Origin of the sequence: Desulfurella multipotens (assembly GCF_900101285.1) — a bacterium.
GTDB lineage: Bacteria > Campylobacterota_A > Desulfurellia > Desulfurellales > Desulfurellaceae > Desulfurella > Desulfurella acetivorans.
The window spans coordinates 54,803-74,588 of sequence record NZ_FMYU01000010.1; the positions used below are offsets into that span (position 1 = coordinate 54,803).

The following is a 19,786-nucleotide window of genomic DNA, read 5'->3' on the forward strand; positions in this document are numbered from 1 at the left end:
ATTAAAATCTCTTCCTTTCAAGTTCTTTTCCCATAATACCAGTAGGTTTAAACAAAAGCACAAGTATCAATAACAAAAATGCAAATGCGTCTTTATAACCAGCCAAACTAGGGAAAAATGCTACTATTAAAACTTCTGATATTCCAAGGATAAGTCCGCCAATAGCAGCGCCAGCAACATCACCAATGCCACCTAAAACAGCAGCAGCAAATGCTTTAAGTCCTGGCATAATACCCATTAATGGATTTATTGAAGGATACTGTGTAGACCACAAGATCCCGCCAACAGCAGCCAAAGAAGAACCTAAAAAGAAAACTAAAGATATAACTATATCTACATTTATACCCATTAGGCTTGTAGTATCAATATCGAGTGCAATTGAACGCATAGCCATACCGTATTTTGTATGATGCAATATATAAAGTAGTATATATAACAAAACAAGTGCAACAATAGGGGTATAGATACTAACAACAGGCAAATATAATTGATTATAATTCAATACACCATGAAATATTGGTGCTATAGGAAAAGCCTTTGGTACACCACCAAATAACACTAAAAATAAATTTTCAAGAAAAAACGACACACCCACAGCAGTAATGAGTAAAGAAACCCTACTTGCATTACGAATGGGTTTGTAAGCTAATTTCTCTACCAATACACCTACAAAACCTGTTAAAATAATTGCAGTAATAAATGATACCCACCATGGTAGCATAAAAGCACTAATTCCAAAAAACGCTAGATATGCTCCAACCATCAAGATGTCGCCATGCGCAAAGTTAATCATTCTCAAAACGCCATATACCATAGTGTATCCAATTGCTACAAGGGCATATAGGCTTCCAGCAGAAAGACCATTTATTAATTGTTGCAATACTGTTGTTAACATCTATTTAGCCACCTTTTTAGGTATGTATTAAAAGTTTAAAGGAGCAGAAGACTTCTGCTCCAAAAGATATTGCAAAACTATGGGTTAATAGTAGTAACATATACAAATTTACCGTTTTCCACTTTCTCAATAACCGCAGGTTTTATTGCATCACCTTTAACAAGTGTTATGTTACCAGTTACACCCTGGAAATTTTTTGTTGCTCTAAGTGCAGTGTTGATTTTAATTGGATTATCTGATTTTGCCCTATCAATTGCATTGACTAACATAAAATAAGCATCTGCTGATAATGCAGCAAAGTTATCTGGAAGTTTATGATACTTTGCTTGGTAGGCTTGTTCAAATTTTTTACCCAATGGAGTTTTTATAGCTTCTGGCGCAAAGCCAGTAGTAAATGTAAGTCCATTAACAGCAGCGCCGCCTACTTTTATTAAAGCAGCTTCAGCTGCGCCATCACCAGCAAGTATGGGCTGTTTTAATCCAAATTCTCTGGCTTGTCTTGCAAACAAAGCTATTTCCTGGTAATAGCAAGGCATATAGATAATTTGAGGATTTGCTGGCTTAAGTGAAGCAATTTGAGCAGAAAAGTTACTTTCGCCTGTTTGTATAAATGTTTTAGCTACAATTCTGCCACCTAATTTTTTAAAATTTTCCTCAAAAAACTTTGCAAGACCAACTGAATAATCTTGAGCAGAATCAATTACTAGTGCAGCAGTTTTTGCATGTAAGTCTTTTACAGCATAAATTGCTGCAACTTTTCCTTGAAATGGATCAATAAAGCAGGCTCTGGATATAAAGTTTTTGCCTTCTGTTAACAATGGGTTTGTTCCAGTTGGCGTGATTAAGGGAATTTTAGCTTTTTCTACAATTGGAGTTGCAGACATAACATTGCCCGAAATTAAAGGTCCGATAATTACATCTACTTTGTTGTCATAAATTAGTTTGTTTACAGCATTAGCTGCCTGAACCTTATCGCCTTGATCATCAACAAGGATCAGATCAATTTTTTTACCCAAAGCGGTTGGCATGATTTCCTTTGCTACCTGTAAACCTTGCCACGCACTTTGTCCAAAAGAAGCGACCGGTCCTGTCATTGAATACACAACACCTACTTTTATGGTGTTGCTAGCTGCATAAGTTTTACTTACTCCATAGCCAATAGCAAAGATAGTTACAAGAGCAAATAAAACTGTTTTAAACAGCAAACGTTTCATAAAAACCCCCTTACTTAAAAGTTAGTTTTAATTATAATTTTTTAGTTGATTTGTGTCAATTATTTATAATTAATTTATTTTAAAAATAAAACCTTTGTCTAAAACTAATTAGCTAATTATAATTTTACAAAACAATGACCAAACTATACAACTTTAATTATATAATAAATATAAGTTATCAGGTTTATGCTAAAAACTAACCCATTTATTTTTTTTAGCAGGCAAACCCACAAAAGCATTAAAGCAATATTAAATAGTGCAATGTATGCGCTCAAAAGAGCATTTTGCGTAATAGTCCAATTGGTTAGTAAAATTCCAACACTTACTGGAAATGTTGATTGAAAAACCATAGCACCACTTATGTTACCAAAAGCCAAAATGTCTTTGTTTTTTAGTGTCCAGGTTAGAGAATTGATTTTTTCTGGAAGCTCAGTTGCTATTGGAGAAATTAATAGAGAAAATATCAGAGGATTAAAGCCAAAATGTTGACTTATAGTGCTTAAACCATTGACAAAAGCATAAGCACCAAAAATAATAGTAGCCAAAGACACAATTAATTGAAAAAAACCGGATAGAAGGTTTTCTTTTATTTTAAAGAGTTTAAAAAAATATAAATTGTCTTTAAATTCAAGCTCTGAGCTTCTGCCATTAAATGTTAAATATAAATAAACTATATATACGCCAATTACAACAAATGCAAATATACCTTTTATATGGTTAAATTGAGTTGCTAAAATTGCAATAATGTAAGATATTAAAAAAAAAGTAAGGTCCCGTTTTGTTGTTTTTTCTTCAATTTTCAGACTAAATGAGCCTTTTTTTAATAAATGTCTAATAACCACACCAATACCAATCATCAAAAAACCAAGCGTTGAAAGCATAAAAGGTGCTCCCAAAATTGCACCAATTCCTATTTCATGAGCTGAATTTTTTAGAAACAAGATTGCAACAATTGGCAATATAGTTTCTGGCAGGGCTGTTCCAATAGCGGCAAGTATTGAACCTATAACTGCCTGTGAAAGTTTTAATTTAGAGCCTATATATTCTAAAGAATTTGTAAACATTTCGCTAGCAACAACAATAAACGCAATGCTAATAATAAGAAAAAATAAATTCAAAATCATAAGTTAAAATTACCATACTGTATAATTTTAGTCAAATAAACAATTATTCTTCTGGAAAATTAAAGCCTTTAAATACTTTTTTGTATAAAATCAGATATGTAGCTTGCAGAAAAGCTGCCATAAAAAAAGGCATCTCGAATGAATTTGCTTCAATCAAAGCTCCAGTTACATAAGGACCTATGGAGCGTGGAAACTCATTGAAGCAGAATTCAAGCTAACAGCAAAACCCCTTCTTTTGTCTCTAACCAAACTTACAGTAAGTGCCTGTCTTGCACCAGCTGAACTTCTGTTAAAAATTTGGTGAAAAATATAAAATAACGATGCCAAAAAGTACGTTGGAGCAAGTGGCAAAAGTATTAAAAATACAAGACCAACAAGCCTTTGTGCAAAAACAGAATTAACAATCCCAAATTTTAGAGATAGTTTACCTGTATAGAAGGATAGTATTGCGCTTAGTAAAAAAGTTATTGCAAGAACAGGAGCGATTAATCTTGCGCCAACACCAAACCTTAATGCAAACCAATACGCTATCAGTGGACCCTTTAGACCTATTGCCAGACCATTTATACTGTTTAAGCCTATAAGTTTAATTAAATTAAGATTTTCTTTTTTATCAATACCTGCTTCTTTTTGATCCAACACTTGTTTTAAAATTTTAGGTTTATAATTTTCTTCAACTTTAAAAAGCAAATAAAGCTTTATACTTGCAAACAAAAAAACAACAAAGAAAAGTAACCTGTAATCCATGTTTTTTTGTGTAAAATTTAAAAAAGCAAAAAGCATGGCTAGAAGAGAACCAATACACATCCCCAAAAAACCCAATGCTGTATTTAAGCTAAAAACCATACCACGCATGTTTGGTTGTATCTTTTCAGCAAGCAATGCTTGTTCTGCAGGAGAAAAAGGCCCAGCTGCACCGTTTGCTCCAAGACCAAAGCTACCAATAGCACTAAAAATAGCTATTACATAGATATTATTTGCAAAAAACATTCCTAGGCTTGCAAACATTAAAAGCAATGTGTAGATTATTAAAAACGGTTTTCTTTTGGTTTTATCACTAACAAATCCTACAAATAAACTACCAAAAGCACCAAATAGACTAACAAATGTATAAACCAGACCTATTGTTGTTGCGCTGTAACCTAAAGCTTTGAGATACAAAGCAAAATCAACAATTAATAACCCCTGACCAATGCTGCGCAAAAATCTAATAGAAAGTAAATACTTTGTGCTTTTATTCATCTAAAAAACGCAATTTTGGTTTTTGTGGTATTAAGTTCAATTTATAGGCGTAATCAAAAAAAAGCTCAAGAGACTTTTTTTTGTTTTCTGTTAAGTCGTACGATAGGTTGTTTTTTAAGTAATCATAAGCTTTTTCATAGTCATAATTGTGCGTATCACAAAAAGCTTCAGCAATTGTATCAAGATTATTTACACCCCATTCTTTAGCTTTTAAAAACAAATCTATATATTTAGCTGGGATTTTATCATTTGCAATCCATAAAGCGAAAACAAATGGATATCCGCTAAACTCTTTCCATTCATAAGCTAAATCAATAATTTCTTCATCTGTATGTTCTATTCTATATAAGGCATTATCGCCTATTACAAGTTCGCAATCGGCTCTATCCTGTATATAGTCAACTTCTAATTTGTACTTATAAGCAAACAAGATTTTAGTAAGAGCAACAGATGTATTTGAATTTTTATCAAGCTTAACGGTTTTTACTTTATTTAACGGTTTTTTTAAAAATAGTGCTACACTTTTAACCTTGTAATCGCTTGATATGCAAACGTTAGGTACCAGATAGTAATCAGATTTTGCGTATTCTATGGAAGGCGCTATACCTACATCTACCTGTTTTTCAAAAAGTAGCCTAGCACAAACAGAAGGCATTTTTTTTATAAATTCAATGTCATTGTCTATAATTTTATTTACTAGCGCATAGTATAAAGGATACGCATTTAAAAAGTCTACTAAAACTACTTTCATTTAATGTTCTCCTTTAGGTAAATTATTTTAGAGCTAAATTCTAAAGCACTAACCAACTTTAAAGCATCAAATAAATTATCAGAAAATGCAAAAACCCCATGTCCTTTTGCTATTACAATTTTATTTTCTGTTTCATTAAAATATTGAGCAATTGCATTTTTGGCTTCATCCCAGTTTTTTATATCAAGTATATCTACTTGCTTTAAAAAAAGCTTTCCTTCATGGTCAATTGGAATGATTTTAGAGTATACCACGGATAGAGCTACTGTGTAAGGACTATGTGCGTGTATAATAGCGCTTGCTTTATCAATTGTTTTGTAAATATTTACATGCAACTCTACTTCACTTGAAGCTGCATTCCAGCGAACATCCCTTTCAAACCCAATTTTTACAATATCTTTGCTTTTTAGACCATATAAAGATTTACCAGTTTTTGTTATCCATATACCATCTTTTACCTTTGTGCTCATATTGCCACTTGATGCATCAACAAGCCCCATAAAAAAAAGCATATCTCCTATTCTTTTAAATTCACTTATCATACTTTCTCCTATAAAAAATATATCCAATTATTAGAATCACTGCAAACGCAATTAATCCAGCGCTAAACCTATGCGTGTAATATTTTAATAAATCAGGATTTTTACCAACAAAATAGCCAATTAAAGCAAGACCTGCAGTATAGATGAAAGCGCCAAGCGTAGTAAAAAGTGAAAAGGCAAATACTCTCATTTTAGATAAACCAGCTGGTATTGAAATAAGATGCCTGATTGTAGGCAAAAGTCTTCCTACAAAAACACTTATTGCACCATGTTTTTCAAAAAAAACAACAGTTTTTTTTAGTGCTTTTTCCAGTCTGAAAATTTTACTAAATTTTAAGACAATTTTTAGTCCAAGTGTTTTGGATACATAGTAGTTAAAAAGCGCTCCAGCTAAACTACCAAGCGTTCCGTCAATTATAACAACCCAAAGGTTCATTTTTCCAACTGCAGCTAAATAACCGGCAGGTGGAATTACGAATTCTCCCGGTAGCGGTACAATTGAGCTTTCTAAAAACATCAGAAAAAAAATACCTAAATATCCAGACGCCCCAATAGCTTTAACCAAAAAATCAGCCAAATCAATTAAATAACTCATATAACTCCTTTTTTTGCTGCCAAAAACAAGTACTGCTGAGCAATGCCTGCGTATTGTCCAAAATAATCTTTTCCAAATTCTTCAATAGTTCTTACACTTTGTTTACGATTGTCAAAGTATAGCTTTTCAATTATTCTTTTTATCCATACATCAGTGCAAAAAACTTCATAACGCCTGTATGCAAAAAGCAAAATACAGTCTGCAACCTTTGAACCTATGCCTTGCAAGTTCATTAACTTTATTTTTGCTGTTTTTGTATCGAGTTTATAGATGCTATCAAAAAAATCTTTGTTTTGTGTAAGATTTGAAATGTATCTTTTTCTAAACCCAAAACCACACTTAGATAATACCTCTTCCTCAAAGTTAACGCTACAAGAAGGAAATGTATAACCTAAATCTGTTTTATTGCCATAGACCTCACTTACCTTATCAAGCATTAATCTTATGCGCTTTATGTTGTTGAAAGCAGAGCAGATAAAAGACACTGTTGTTTCGTATGGATCTTGCGTGAGTATAATTAAACCTTCAAATGCTTTTATTGCTTTAATTATGTGATTGTCAAGCATGATCTGGTTAATAATTTTATCAAAATCAATATCCAGTGAAAAAAATCTCATTATGTAGTTTTTATCTACATTGTTGTAATATAAGTAATTACCATCAAAATACACATCAAATATTACACTTGAAAATATTCTATAACCATCATTTATTTTTGAGATTCTGAAAATTTGCCCGCTTTCAAGCGTGTATTCTAAATTAAATTTAAATGGCACTTTTATTTTATTCATTTTTTAGCCTTTGAAGTTTATTTTTAGTTTGTCTGTAGAGTTCTTTTAACTCTTCATTTTCTGGGTTTTTGGCAATTTCTTTCAGGTAATATTGCATCTTTTTTTTAAGTTTTTCTATCTCTATAGCATTTATAAGCATTAAAAAGTTTGTGCGCTTTTGTGAAATAGTTTCTTCGTTTGTTAGCAAGTATAGCTCATAGCATAATGATGCACTTTGTTTGTCTAAATTTGATACAAATTCTTCAAAACTAATTTGGTTATTTTCTGTAAGTTTTAAAAATATATTTCGAAGATCATCGTCAAAATTTTTTGCAAATTCTTCTTTATCTTCAATCCAATCAAGCAAAAAAGGGTCTTTTAATAAATAAGAGATTATATAGTGATTTTTTGTATACTTTTTTTTAGGTTTTTCTTGAGCGATAGGATTTTTTTGGAGGAGATTTAGATTAAGAAGCTTTCTTGCCTTTGAATAATACAAACTTTTTGTTATTGGGTCATTTATACTATCTATTGCAGTTTTTATAGCATTTATTGCACTTGCAACAAATATAGGTTTTGAATGAAGGAGCCTTGCATTTTGGAGGTTATATTGGGTAAGTATTTTTTCTTCTAAAAAACTAAAATAGTCTTTTGCGTTTTGCAATTGTTTTTTGTATTCATCTATAGAGTATTTTAATACAAAGCTATCTGGATCCTCTTTTTTTGCATCATCTAAATTAAATTCTATTACATATGCATCAAGCTGACCTAAAACCTTAGTGTTTTTTAGCATTGCATTTATGCCAGCTTCATCTGTGTCAAAATTAAAGTAAATCTTGTTTGTATATTTTTTTATTAGCCTTATGTGATAATCAGATAGATTTGTACCCATTGTTGCACACGCACATTGCAAACCTTCCTGATGTAGTCTAATACAATCAAAATAACCTTCGCAAACAATAAGGTAATCTTTTGCAAAAGCCTTTGCTTTATCAAAACCGTAAAGTATTTTTTGTTTTGAAAATAAAACTGTTTCTTTTGTATTAATATACTTTGCTTTTTGGTTTTCATGCAATGCTCTACCTGCAAAACCTACAATGCGACCATATTCGTCGTGTATTGGAAACATCAAACGGCCGCCAAATATATTATAAGAATTCGATACAATACCAACTTCATTTAATTGCTTAATTGTGTATTTTTTGAGCAAAAAATCAAGCAATGAGTTATCATCCGGGTTATATCCAAGCTGAAATAATTCTTGAGTTTTTCTTGTTATTTGTCTTTTTTCTAAGTATTTCAATGCAAGATTTGAGTTTTTAAGTTTATTTTGAAAAAACTCGCAAGCAAGCTTATTTATATCAAGGAGTATATTTTCTTTTTTAGTGCTTTCATCTAAAGTATCTGCATCCAATCCTAACTCCAGCGCAAGGTTTTTAATTGCTTCTTTAAACTCCAGGTTTTCTATTTTCATATAAAAAGTTATTACATCACCGCTTTCTCCGCAACCAAAGCAATGAAAAAACTGTTTTTGTTTGTTTACGGTAAATGAAGGTGTTTTTTCTGAATGAAAAGGACATAAGCCAACATAATTAGAACCAATTTTTTTTAAGTTTACATATCTGCTTATAAAATCTACAATATCTAATCTATTTTTGATTTCTTGTGCAAGATTCATTTTAAAACCACTATAGTAGCACCGTCTCCGCCCAGATTTGGTGGTGCCATTGAAAAACTTTCTACAAATTTATGATCTTTTAATAGATTTCTTACCATTTCCTTCAATACACCACTTCCTTTTCCGTGGATAATCCGGACTTCTTTTATATCATTTGCCACAGCATAGTCAAGAAATTGCAATACTTCAAGTTCAGCTTCAAATGCATGCATGCCGATTATATTCAATTCCTGCCTGTACTGTGTTGAATCGGTTATATTTATAGAACTTTGTTTTGGTGGACTTTGCTTTTTTTCCAACATAGATATTTTTGCCTGTATAAGTTTACCATCAATACTTACTTGAGCGTATTGTCCTTTTATGTTAATAATTGTACCAAAGGATTTGCCTAACTTTACAGTGTCTCCTTTTTCAAATACTTGTCTTGAATTTGGAGTTTGCTCACTTGGTAAGTCAAATCTTTCAATTGAGCTTACAAACCTTTGGGCATCTTTTATTTCTTTGGTCTTGATAACCTTTGAAATCTCTTTTTTTAATGTATTTAACAGTTGTTTATATTGCTGTTGCGTTTGCAGGTGTTCACTCAATAAACTTTCCTTTAACTGATTTATTTGTTGATTGAGTCTGTTAAATAGCATCTTGTATCGTTTTATGAGTTTGTTGTATAGATCTTTTTTTCTTAGCATTTCATTAAGTTCTTTTTCGTATCTGTCAAATAGCTGATTTTCTTTTGATTCAAAAGCTTGTTTAGCTATTTCGGATATATCAGTGTTTAAATACTTTTGCATGATTTCTATGCCGTAGCTTTTGCCAATTTTGCCATAGGTTAGCTTATAGGTAGGTTGCAGTTTATCTTCGTCAAACTCAAATGCAGCTAAATAGACATTGTCAATATCTTTTAGCTTATATACCAGATTTCTATAGTGCGTGCTCATGATAAGCATTGGGTTTTTCTTGTTTAAATAATAAAATATAGCATATACGATTGCATATGCTTCATCTGGGCTTGTTCCACTTCCTGGTTCGTCTAATAGTATTAGGGAGTTTTCGTCTAATTTATCTATTATTTCTTTTATTCTAACCATATTCGAAGAAAAGGTGCTCAAACTTTCTGTTTCCTGCTCGTCGCCAATTACAGCAAATATATTTGACACTTTACCTATCGAAAAGTAATCTGCACAGATTGGTATATTGGCAAACGCACAAAGCGTTGCAAGGCCAACTTGCTTTATAAATACTGTTTTTCCGCCAGTATTTGGACCTGTTATAATTAAAGATCCATTTAAACTTAAATCGTTGCCTACAACATTTTCGTGAGTTTTTAAAAGCAGGGGGTGTTTTAAATTGTGAGCTTCAAGACGCTTTTTTTCATCAAATTTTGGCAATATTGCATTAAATTTTTTTGCAAATAAGATTTTTGCACAAAAACAATCAAGCTTTGCAAGTTCTTTTGTATTATGAATCAAATCTTGAGTGTGTTTTCTTATAAGGTTTGTGAAAGCAACAAGGATTTTTTGTATTTCTTTTGTTTCTTCCAGTATTAAATCTTCAAGATAATTGTTTTTTTCAAATATTTCGTATGGTTCTACAAAAAAACCTGCTCTTGAAATATCCACCTTTCTTGCTTTTATGTATTCTTTATAATTTGGCTTTACAAGTATTGTAAAGCGTGAATTTTTCAAAAAAACGTTCGTATCAAGCAGGATATTTTGCAAACCCTTTTTCCTTACAAAAAAATGCAAAAGCGTTGTTATATCGTTTTTTGTTGCTTTAATTTTTGACCTTAAAAATGAGAGTTTTTTTGTGCTTGAGTCTTTAATGTAGCCTGTTTCATCAATTGTTTGGGCTATTAAAAGTTTAAGTTTATCAAGATTAACAAAATTGATATATTTTTTGACATTTTCATTTAAGTCTTTGTCTAATTTGCTTATAAAATCAATAAAAGTATATATGTAGTAAATTTCTTTTGCACTTAATTGCGAATAAATGACTTTTTCCAGATAATCATCTATGTATATATCATCAAGTATTGGTATAGAGTTTTGTAGACTTTCAAAAAAAATATCTAAAATCTTTGAATTTTGGAGAGCTTTTTCGAAGTCAAATACAGGCTCTATCTTATCAATACAATTTTTACCGTATGTTGTTTGAGCAAACTCTTTTAGAACATTTTTTAGTTTATCAAACTCTAAAACTTCAAAAACACTTTTCATACCTTTGATATTATAATACATTAGTTTAATTTTTTGGCAAAAAATTTTGGGGTTGAAATTTAATAATATGTGTATATTATATAGTGAGAAACTTACTTAAAAGGGGGTACTTATGCTAAAGCGTTTAGCATGGATGGTATGTTTATCTTTGCTTTTATTGTTTAACTTTGCTTTTGCAAAAGTTGGTATTTTAAGCACTCAAGAAGTTGCATCTATGATTGGTAAAAAAGGTGTGGTAATTATAGATACAAGACCACAAGAAGCATATCTAAAAGCACATTTACCCAATGCTGTAAATTTAACACCAACGGGCGAGCTTTTTAGTGAACAATATGGTGTTAAAGCTGCAAGTATTGCTAGTAACTCACAACTCGAAGCAGCTTTATCAAATGCTGGAATTTTACCAACTGACACTGTAATCGTTTATTCTGGAGGAGATAATCCTGCATTTTTCTTAACAAATGCTACAAGGGTTATTTTGGCTCTAAAATGGGCTGGCGTTGAAAATGTGTATTTTATGAATGGTGGTTTTGAAAAATGGGTTGATGAAAAAAGACCAGTTCAATCAGGCGAAGTTGCGCTACCAAAAACACATTTTGTAATAAAGCGCAATACACCACAAACTTATGTATTTAGCGATTTTGTTGAATGGGCAGTTAAAAATGAAAATAAAATTCAACTTGTCGATGTAAGACCATTTGCTCAATACATAGGTGAGTTTACAAGTGATAAACGACTTGCAAAATATGGCCACATAAAAGGGGCAGTTAACCTGCCAGTAGGCGAGTGCGTTAAAAAAGTTGATAATTACTTTTTAATTAAAACACCACAAGAAATTGAGAGCTTACTTAAAAAAGCTGGTTTGGATAATAATAAACCAATTATTTCATATTGCAACACAGGTTACTTTGCTAGCGGTTTATGGTTTGTAGAAAGAGCTTTATTTAATAATGAGCTGGTTTTTACATATAACGGCTCAATGGTTAGCGCATCAAGAAATCCAAATATACCAATCGTTACAGGTGCATCCCCCCTCTGATACTTTTTTGTAAGCAAAGCTTAAAAGCTTTGCTTACATATTCTAAAAATACATTTTTTTGTTATAATTGACTATATGAACGGTGTTGAAATTTTCTTAGATAAAACACTTTTGCGTCAAATCCCAAAACTTTCTGGTGTATATAAAATATATTCAAGCCAAAACGAACTGCTCTATATAGGGAAAGCAAAAAATCTAAGAAACAGATTGGCTTCTTATCTAAGAAAAAATATTGATCCTTATAAACAAAAGATGATACAGGAAGCTCACAGTGTTGAAATCATTGTTACAAAAAATGAAGAAGAAGCATTACTTTTAGAATCAAATTTAATAAAAGAACAACGTCCACCATACAATATTGTATTTAGAGACGATAAAAGCTACCCTTACTTACGAATAACTTATAGCGAAAATTTTCCTCGTGTTACATACTCACGACGCATAAAAAACAAAGATGATTTTTATTTTGGTCCTTTTCCTTCAGCAGAAAGCTTGCATATGCTTATAAAAGTTATAAAAGATTCGTATAAAATTATACAAAAAGATGACAAAAGCTGTCAAAAAACAAATCAAAAACCATGTATTTATTATCAGATGAAAAAGTGTCTTGCGCCCTGTGCCCAGATGGTAAGCAAACAAGACTATTTAAAATTAATTGATGAAATAAAGCTTCTTTTGTCAAAAAATCACGATGTGCTAAAAAATAAAATCATCGAACAGATAAAAAAATATGCAAACGAAGAACAATTTGAAAAAGCAATTGAGCTTAGAGATTCACTTGAAGCAATCAATATATTAAAAGAAAAACCTATTGTAACAGATACAAAAGCACAAATTTTGGATTGTTTTGCGTTTTTGGAAAAAGACGATATTACTTGCGTTTATGTTTTAAATGTAAGGTTAGGCAAGGTTATTGCTGGTAGAAGCTTCTTTTTTAATAAGTCATTTGATTTGGAATCAAAACAGGAATTTGTCATACAATACTATCTTCAGGGAGAACTTTTGCCTAAAAAAATTTTAATAAGCGAACCCCTTGAATTATCCAATAGTATTTTTGAAAAAAAGGTAGAAATTGTCTTTCCAAAAAAAGGAGAAAACCTCAAAATATTGGAATTGGCAAAAAACAATGCCAAAGAACAGCTGGATTTGCATCTTTCAAAACTCAAAGCAAATTTGGAAGTTTTTAAACAGATAAAATTATTACTTGGACTTGAAAAAATACCGTATTATTTTGACGTATTTGATATAGCACACATTAGCTTTGAATATGTAGTTGCAGGTGTTGTAAGGTTTGATATTTCAGGTTTTAACAAATCCTACTATAGAAAATACAAACTTGAATCAAAATTCGAGTATGAATCTATGAAAGAAGCTATTTGCAGGCATATTAATTTGATAAAAAACTCAAAACTCATTTTGCCAGATGTAGTTATACTTGATGGCGGACCTATACAATTAAAAGCAGCAAGTTTTTGTGGTGTAAAAGCTATTGCTATAGCAAAAGAAAAGATTGATCATAAAACCATAAGAAGCTTATATGATGTTGAAGATAGCGTGTATTTAGAACATGGCAAAGTTGAAACAGATAAAAAAGTTTTAAACTTTTTGCAAAAGCTAAGAGATGAAGCTCATCGCTTTGCAAACACATATCACAGAAATCTAAGAAGCAAAACAACAATTGCAAGTGCGCTTGACAGAATAGAATTTATTGGTCCAAAAAGAAAAAAAGAATTATTTGAAAAATTTGGCAGTATAGAAAATATAAAAAATGCCCCGTTAAAAGATATTGCCTCCATAAAAGGCATAAGCGAATCTATTGCTCAAATGATAAAAGAAAAATTAAAAGATTTTTAGGCAAAATTGTTTATTGAAAAAAATATACCTGTAGTTATAATATTTTCATGAGATTATGGTCTTTGCATCCTGTTTATTTAGATACAAAAGGTTTACTTGCGCTGTGGAGAGAAGGACTACTTGCAAAAAAAGTCCTTTTGTCTTTAACCAAAGGCTATAAAAATCATCCACAACTTAATAGATTTAAAGCTTATAGTGACCCATTAAATGCTATCGATTCTTTTTTGTACTTTGTATATTTAGAAGCAAGAAATAGGAATTATAATTTTAATGTAAGCAAAATATCAACTCTAAACTTACTTGTCGAAAAAATTCCCCTAAAGAGAGGTCAGCTTGAATTTGAATACAACCATTTGTTAAATAAGCTCAAGTTAAGGGACAAAAATAGGTATGAATTTTTGCTTAAATTAAGTAGCGACAAAATCTCAACCAACCCTTTGTTTTATGTAATTGAAGGCGACATTGAAGAATGGGAGAAAACCAAAAAAGCTTAACTGATTAACATTATTAAACTAAGCTTGAAACTTTTTTCGAGCAAAACTCCTACTTAATCATTTATCCAATAATTTTCATATTCTTTGCCAGTATTTATTTTACCCCAAATAAAAGGGTACAGGTTATTACCTTACTTCTAAAATTGAATTGGCGTGGCGCAGCCGGACTTTTTTATTTTTAGTAGTTTTAATTTCTTACAAACGTTATAATTCCAGTATATCAAAAATTTAATTAATAATAGATTCTAAATCTTTTAGAACATTTTCAAAATTGTTTGGAAAAATCTTTTTTAAATCTTTTTCCCTGCCGATTATTTGTTCGTAAACTGGAGAAGAAAAGATATCATCAAAATTCAACCTTCTTTTTTTAATGTAATTCTGTGCCAGAATATTTATCATCCTAGATAGGACTTTTATTTGATCATCATTAAACTTGGTTCTTTTAATATATTCAAAAAATCCTTTTTCTATTCGCTCTTCAAGAGATGGTATTTTTCTTTTTTCAATTGCATGTAAAAAGAAATCCCAAATATTCCCCTGAGGATAGTCATAAATCTTTTTTAATTGTTCTTCATCAAGATAAATCTCTGGATTTTTTATCCAGTCTTTGAGTATTTCTAGGTCTTTATCCTCAGGAAGATAATCAGGAGTTTTCTCAATCTTATTCTTTAACTCCAATACTTCCTCCTTTTTAGGTTGTTTTGCTTCTTCTTCAAATAGCTTTCTTGCTTCTTCTATGGGGATATTATCAATAACTTCTATTTTATCTCCATGAATCCATACTCGCTGAATTAAATTTGCAGGGTCAGGATTTGGTATTAAAAAATATCCAGAAGGAGTTTCTTTAACTAAAGAAATACTGCGACCACCAACCATTTCCTTGACGATCTTTTTATTTTCTTTTGGAGTGCCTTTTCCATTATCTTCCATCCTTTTACATAGCCCAACAAAGTCAAGAACGGTAAAACTGAATTTTCCGGATTTTGGGTCAAGTCGTGTTCCCCTGCCTAACATCTGAATATATTTACCAACGGATTTTGTTAAAGCGGAAAAGCCAATATATCTAACACAGGGAATATCAACACCTGTGCTCATAATATCAACTGATACTGCAATATATGGCTTGCGGTTTGGATTTTTAAACCATTCTTTCAGCGTGGTATTTACCTCACCATTATCTGAAATAATTGCCTCTGCATATCTTGGTGCAACTTCTTCATTATCTTCAAATAGTTTATTTATTGCATTTGCAAGCATAAGACAATGTGCCTGACTTACACCAAATAATATCATCTTTTCGCCATATTCAGTATTGTTCTTAATTTCTTCAGCAATCCTCATCGCCCTTTCTTCTGATAGATATTTTTTTTCCATCTGTTCAAGTTTAAGTTTTTTTGTTCGGTCTAATTCAATCTTTTTTCGCTCATCAATATCAAACACATAATTAAATTCAATTCCTTTTTCCTCTGCCTCTCTTGTAAGAAAGGTTTTTATTTCTAAAACCCTGTATGGTGCTAAAAATCCCTCATCAATGCCCTTTGCTAAATCAAATTGATAATCAGGTTCTCCTGTCTCACAGCCGAAAAGTTTATAGGTATCTAAAATCTCTAAATCTTCCTCTGTTATATCTTTTGCGTTCTTATCTAAAATTGCCTTTTTGGGTGTAGCGGTTAATCCAATACGTGGGCATAAAAAATGGTCAAAGATGAGTTTACGATTGATATTTATTGAACGGTGGCATTCATCAACGATTAATAAGTCATAAAAGCTATTAGGAATATCCTGAAATATATTTTCAAGTGTATCAATGACAACAATATGAACATTATAATTTCTGTATTGCTTATAATTTGAAGAGCGAATCCAGGCAATTTATTTTTTCCTTCTTGATTAATCCTTGGAAAATTTCTCTATCAACATTAGTTGGGAGAAATTTAAAATAATCAATCCCCTGTTTGTAGGGATTAGTTAAAAGTGTATCTTCTATTTCACCAGCAAGCTTGGGCGATTTATCACGTATTAAAGTCAGTATAATAAAAAGTGTTGTAAGTCGTTGTTGTCCATCTATTAAAAGATATTTCATAACACCTTCAGGGACAGAAGTAGTTGGCATTGTTACTATGGAACCTAAAAAATGAGTACGGGGGTTTTCCATCTCATAAAGTTCTATAATATCATCCCATAAAACTTCCCATTCAGTTTTTTGCCAACTATATGAACGTTGAAAAAGTGGAACAACATATTGTTTTGTTCCTTCAAGAATAGGTTGAATTTTTGTTTCAGATGCCTTCATAATTTGCTCCTATTTTATGCCCTCATATCTCATCTAATACTTCTCGATTCATATAACAGTTTTTCCAAAAGAAATAAAAAACTATTTACTTTACTCAAGTTGCAGGTGTGAATTTATTTTATTGGCAAAATTATCAAAGCTGTTTGTCCAATAATTTGCGTATTCTGCTCCCGTATTATTCTTGCCCCACATAAAAAGTTTTACTATTATCTTACAGGGAAAAACTTTGACTTTATTATTTTCTTCAAAAATCTTTTTATAGCCATCAATTTTGTAATTTGCATCAGCGTAAGTTGTCGCCTTGGGATCAATAAAGACAATGAGATATTTTTCTATCTTTTTAGGTTTTAACCAAAAAATAAAGTCCGGATTGAAATTCGCGATTTTATTTTCTTTCGGATTGTAATAAGGAATATAAACTTCATCTAATGTTTCATCTATTTTTGAGAAATACCACCAATCAAACTGTTTGAAGAAATTGTTTTCCTGTTGTAAATGATTTTCTAATTCTTTAATAAAATCCACTTCACTTTTGTGTCTAATTATATGCTGTATAAATTCAGCCCTTTCTGACTCTGTCAACATTACAGGTAAGTAATAGTGATTGTTAAGTAGTTTTATTTTGAGTTTCTCATTAGATGAGTAAGTAGTTTCTGCTTCTTTTACAAGGTTAGTCGTGATATTTTCAATTTGACTTGTGTATTCGTCAATATCAATTTCTTTTTTATCTAATTTTTCTTTTAATTCATTTATTATAGCATCTTTATACTTCCCTTTTTTTACCTTTTCAATTTTTTCTCTTAATGCGTTTAATTTCTCTGCACTGATATGGATTCGCTTAAAATGAATAATTTCTTCCTCTAATTTTTTGAAATCACTAAACTCTTTTAATTTGTTTTCAAAATGCCTGAATATCTGTCTTAATATAAAATCAGGATTGTTAATTATTTTTTCTTCTTTACTAATTAAAAAATAATCATTTGCCTTTCCATTAAAACCGTCTTTTAATCTTTGAAGTACCTTTAAATTACAGTCATATTTAGCCAAACAAGTTTTATCTCCTAAATAATTAAAATATTCCTTTACATTATTGTAATCATCCGAATGAATGGGATATTTCACCACATTTTGTTCTTCTACAATTATTTTGTCAGAGTATTTATAAGTGGGAATTAAAAGAAGTTTGTCCTTTACATCCGGATTGATTTCAAACAAATCGCCCAGCAATACTTCCGGTTTTTCCTGCTTCATAGTTTTTATTATTTCTTCCAGGTTATCTGCTTTTGTGCCAAATACAAATAAAGTCTCTAATGGTTCAATGGTGTCCTTTATGGATGTATAAAGCTGACTATCAAGTTCTTTATTGTTATATAAAAACTGTGCTCTTTTTCTTTTGTTTGGAATGGGTTCAATTCTAACACCACGTCCGATGGACTGCAAAACAAACTTTCTGGCATCGGTGCCTTTACCGATGTTGATAAACAAAATCAGGTTCGGGCGGTTGCTATCCCAGCCTTCGTAAAAAGAACGAGAGCCCATTAAGATATTGATATCTTCGCTGTGGTTAATATTTTTGAAAATACTTTCGTTGTCAAACTTTTCAATGATTTCATAACCTGTAAGCTTATTTTTAATCCATTCGGTAATATCTCCTATTTTCATCAGAGCAAAGGGCTGTGAAGATGTTTTTAGTTTAAATATAAGTTCCTGTTTGTTAGATGGAATTTTTAAAACCTCTATCGTGCCGATAGTTTTAGAATTAAATACTGATTCTAAAATATCATTAAATTGAATACCTTCTAAAACATTCAGAATTCTCTTATCCAGATGTACTCCCTCAAACTCAAATTTTGCATCGGGTTTATCTAATTCTCTTTGCAGTTCTTTTTTTGCATCGTTAAGCAAGGCATCATCCCAGTTGCCAGATGCAATTTTTTCAATTTCTTTAAAGAACATTTCAAGGTCGGAGTCATTGGTATTTACCGAGTTTACCAGAGTAAGCAGCAATGGCTTATGATAGAGTTTTTTATCGGGGTGTTTTTCTTTTATGCTTTTATATTGCTTGTTTATCGCAGTTTGAAGTAAAAGTATTTTCAAAAGTATTTTCTGTTTTTCCTTTTCTAAAAGAACATCATTTTTGTTTTCTAATGCTTTTATATTTTCCTGCGAAATGTATATGTGTTTGCCATATCCATCTTCAATAAATCGAGCAAGGTTAAAGTTATATACACATGTTGCAAAATCTCGATCATCGGTGAAGGTGGCAGAGAAATTGAACATAAAGCCATTGCGGGAAAGAATAGAATAGAACACCTGCCGTTTGCTGTCTTCGGGGTCTCCTTTGTGGGCTTCGTCTAAGATAATATACCAGTTGCCGTAATTTTCATAATTTTTGTAGCTAACTATTTTGTCTTTTTGTTCATCTGAAATCAAATCACTGCGGTAGTAATAAACATCTAGGCTGTTCCCAAATGGAAGCATCGGATTTTGTTTTCTTGATGAATATTCTTTTAGATTAATTAGATTGATTCGTAGTGAATTTGTTTGGTTAAACTCACCTACATGCTCTTTAAATTGTTCAATTAAGTCGTCCCTATAAGTTAAAAAGAGTATGTCCTTTTTAGGTATTTTCTGATTTTGAATAAGATAACCAAGTAATTCAAGTAACTTTACAATAACAAGAGTTTTACCAGAACCAGTAGCCATCCAGAAGGACATACGATTTATAAAATATTTAAATGAAATCTTGTCATCCTGAATGGGGAATTCTATATCGTAATCTAAAAGATATTTTAAAGATTTGCTTTCCTTTTTCAGATTGTAGCTCAAATCTTCGGTTAATCCGTTTTTTTGATACCGTGTGAAAAAATTCGTTTTATCTGCCTTATCCTCTTCAAAATAAAGAAACAATGTTTTTAACGCATGTTCCAATGCCTTTTGCTGGTACTCGTATAATTTTTTACTGTTAGAAAAAACTTCAAAATCAACACCCAACCAATCGGCAGGAAGATTGTTTAAATTAAAATTTTCTACAACGTTTTGTAAGTATAGTTTCATAATCATTCCCACCAGATTACAGGTT

Annotated in this window: 16 protein-coding genes and 1 pseudogene; 3 read left to right on the top strand and 14 right to left on the bottom strand. The window is 31.1% G+C overall.

The features are described from left to right. Position 1: 1 nt before the first annotated feature. The 10 genes from BLQ93_RS07355 to BLQ93_RS07400 form a co-directional block, all read right to left on the bottom strand. Complete coding sequence (locus tag BLQ93_RS07355; RefSeq protein ID WP_092129297.1) at positions 2-895, bottom strand: branched-chain amino acid ABC transporter permease; 894 nt, start codon at positions 893-895, stop codon at positions 2-4. A 77-nt stretch (positions 896-972) separates the two neighbouring features. Next, positions 973-2,109: an ABC transporter substrate-binding protein gene (locus tag BLQ93_RS07360; protein ID WP_092129299.1), complete on the bottom strand. Its 1,137-nt coding sequence runs from the start codon at positions 2,107-2,109 to the stop codon at positions 973-975. 143 nt (positions 2,110-2,252) lie between these two features. Beyond that, a complete protein-coding gene (locus tag BLQ93_RS07365) occupies positions 2,253-3,233 on the bottom strand; it encodes a sodium:calcium antiporter (protein WP_092129301.1) in 981 nt (326 codons plus the stop codon). 177 nt (positions 3,234-3,410) lie between these two features. Further along, positions 3,411-4,475 carry an MFS transporter gene (locus tag BLQ93_RS07370; RefSeq protein WP_092129303.1) on the bottom strand — a complete coding sequence of 355 codons (1,065 nt, stop codon included), beginning with the start codon at positions 4,473-4,475 and terminating at the stop codon, positions 3,411-3,413. Further along, on the bottom strand, positions 4,468-5,226 hold the full coding sequence (locus BLQ93_RS07375) for a menaquinone biosynthetic enzyme MqnA/MqnD family protein (RefSeq protein ID WP_092129305.1): 759 nt from the start codon (positions 5,224-5,226) through the stop codon (positions 4,468-4,470). Before BLQ93_RS07375 ends, BLQ93_RS07370 begins: the two co-directional genes overlap by 8 nt. Further along, entirely contained in the window at positions 5,223-5,768 is a 546-nt protein-coding gene (locus BLQ93_RS07380) for a class II aldolase/adducin family protein (RefSeq protein WP_092129307.1), read from the bottom strand. Before BLQ93_RS07380 ends, BLQ93_RS07375 begins: the two co-directional genes overlap by 4 nt. Next, positions 5,758-6,363, bottom strand: a complete 606-nt coding sequence (locus tag BLQ93_RS07385; protein ID WP_092129309.1) for a DedA family protein — start codon at positions 6,361-6,363, stop codon at positions 5,758-5,760. Before BLQ93_RS07385 ends, BLQ93_RS07380 begins: the two co-directional genes overlap by 11 nt. Next, positions 6,360-7,154 (bottom strand): DNA-3-methyladenine glycosylase family protein, encoded by a 795-nt coding sequence (locus BLQ93_RS07390; RefSeq protein WP_092129311.1) that lies wholly within the window; start codon positions 7,152-7,154, stop codon positions 6,360-6,362. Before BLQ93_RS07390 ends, BLQ93_RS07385 begins: the two co-directional genes overlap by 4 nt. Continuing rightward, on the bottom strand, positions 7,147-8,811 hold the full coding sequence (dnaG, locus tag BLQ93_RS07395; RefSeq protein WP_092129313.1) for a DNA primase: 1,665 nt from the start codon (positions 8,809-8,811) through the stop codon (positions 7,147-7,149). Before dnaG ends, BLQ93_RS07390 begins: the two co-directional genes overlap by 8 nt. Next, on the bottom strand, positions 8,808-11,045 hold the full coding sequence (locus BLQ93_RS07400) for an endonuclease MutS2 (protein ID WP_092129315.1): 2,238 nt from the start codon (positions 11,043-11,045) through the stop codon (positions 8,808-8,810). The genes dnaG and BLQ93_RS07400 overlap by 4 nt, the downstream gene beginning before the upstream one ends. A 91-nt stretch (positions 11,046-11,136) precedes the next feature. Between BLQ93_RS07400 and BLQ93_RS07405 the strand changes: the two genes are divergently transcribed. The 3 genes from BLQ93_RS07405 to BLQ93_RS07415 all read left to right on the top strand — a co-directional run bounded on the left by BLQ93_RS07405 (position 11,137) and on the right by BLQ93_RS07415 (position 14,411). After that, complete coding sequence (locus BLQ93_RS07405) at positions 11,137-12,063, top strand: sulfurtransferase (protein WP_092129317.1); 927 nt, start codon at positions 11,137-11,139, stop codon at positions 12,061-12,063. Positions 12,064-12,138: 75 nt separating this feature from the next. Next, entirely contained in the window at positions 12,139-13,917 is a 1,779-nt protein-coding gene (gene uvrC, locus BLQ93_RS07410) for an excinuclease ABC subunit UvrC (RefSeq protein ID WP_092129319.1), read from the top strand. 47 nt (positions 13,918-13,964) lie between these two features. Then, positions 13,965-14,411, top strand: a complete 447-nt coding sequence (locus tag BLQ93_RS07415) for a pyrimidine dimer DNA glycosylase/endonuclease V (protein ID WP_092129321.1) — start codon at positions 13,965-13,967, stop codon at positions 14,409-14,411. Between the two features lie 228 nt (positions 14,412-14,639). Here the strand turns inward: BLQ93_RS07415 and BLQ93_RS07420 are convergent, their stop codons facing one another. The 4 genes and pseudogenes from BLQ93_RS07420 to BLQ93_RS07430 all read right to left on the bottom strand — a co-directional run bounded on the left by BLQ93_RS07420 (position 14,640) and on the right by BLQ93_RS07430 (position 19,761). Continuing rightward, entirely contained in the window at positions 14,640-15,851 is a 1,212-nt protein-coding gene (locus BLQ93_RS07420; RefSeq protein WP_092129323.1) for a type I restriction-modification enzyme R subunit C-terminal domain-containing protein, read from the bottom strand. 228 nt (positions 15,852-16,079) lie between these two features. Beyond that, positions 16,080-16,283, bottom strand: a pseudogene (locus BLQ93_RS09865) (DEAD/DEAH box helicase family protein); the annotation flags it as partial. Next, positions 16,255-16,704 carry a DUF262 domain-containing protein gene (locus BLQ93_RS07425; RefSeq protein ID WP_092129325.1) on the bottom strand — a complete coding sequence of 150 codons (450 nt, stop codon included), beginning with the start codon at positions 16,702-16,704 and terminating at the stop codon, positions 16,255-16,257. The pseudogene BLQ93_RS09865 and the gene BLQ93_RS07425, both read right to left, overlap by 29 nt. Positions 16,705-16,794: 90 nt before the next feature. Beyond that, the gene (locus BLQ93_RS07430) at positions 16,795-19,761 is read right to left on the bottom strand and encodes a DEAD/DEAH box helicase family protein (RefSeq protein WP_159427512.1); all 2,967 of its coding nucleotides are present in this window, start codon (positions 19,759-19,761) and stop codon (positions 16,795-16,797) included. Positions 19,762-19,786 lie beyond the last annotated feature (25 nt).

Coding starts and splice junctions, on each gene's coding strand:
- BLQ93_RS07390 (WP_092129311.1), bottom strand. CDS start 7,154: ATGAATAAAATAAAAGTGCCATTTAAATTTAATTTAGAATACACGCTT.
- BLQ93_RS07425 (WP_092129325.1), bottom strand. CDS start 16,704: ATGAAGGCATCTGAAACAAAAATTCAACCTATTCTTGAAGGAACAAAA.
- BLQ93_RS07385 (WP_092129309.1), bottom strand. CDS start 6,363: ATGAGTTATTTAATTGATTTGGCTGATTTTTTGGTTAAAGCTATTGGG.
- uvrC (WP_092129319.1), top strand. CDS start 12,139: ATGAACGGTGTTGAAATTTTCTTAGATAAAACACTTTTGCGTCAAATC.
- BLQ93_RS07405 (WP_092129317.1), top strand. CDS start 11,137: ATGCTAAAGCGTTTAGCATGGATGGTATGTTTATCTTTGCTTTTATTG.
- dnaG (WP_092129313.1), bottom strand. CDS start 8,811: ATGAATCTTGCACAAGAAATCAAAAATAGATTAGATATTGTAGATTTT.
- BLQ93_RS07365 (WP_092129301.1), bottom strand. CDS start 3,233: ATGATTTTGAATTTATTTTTTCTTATTATTAGCATTGCGTTTATTGTT.
- BLQ93_RS07400 (WP_092129315.1), bottom strand. CDS start 11,045: ATGTATTATAATATCAAAGGTATGAAAAGTGTTTTTGAAGTTTTAGAG.
- BLQ93_RS07355 (WP_092129297.1), bottom strand. CDS start 895: ATGTTAACAACAGTATTGCAACAATTAATAAATGGTCTTTCTGCTGGA.
- BLQ93_RS07375 (WP_092129305.1), bottom strand. CDS start 5,226: ATGAAAGTAGTTTTAGTAGACTTTTTAAATGCGTATCCTTTATACTAT.
- BLQ93_RS07360 (WP_092129299.1), bottom strand. CDS start 2,109: ATGAAACGTTTGCTGTTTAAAACAGTTTTATTTGCTCTTGTAACTATC.
- BLQ93_RS07370 (WP_092129303.1), bottom strand. CDS start 4,475: ATGAATAAAAGCACAAAGTATTTACTTTCTATTAGATTTTTGCGCAGC.
- BLQ93_RS07430 (WP_159427512.1), bottom strand. CDS start 19,761: ATGAAACTATACTTACAAAACGTTGTAGAAAATTTTAATTTAAACAAT.
- BLQ93_RS07380 (WP_092129307.1), bottom strand. CDS start 5,768: ATGATAAGTGAATTTAAAAGAATAGGAGATATGCTTTTTTTTATGGGG.
- BLQ93_RS07415 (WP_092129321.1), top strand. CDS start 13,965: ATGAGATTATGGTCTTTGCATCCTGTTTATTTAGATACAAAAGGTTTA.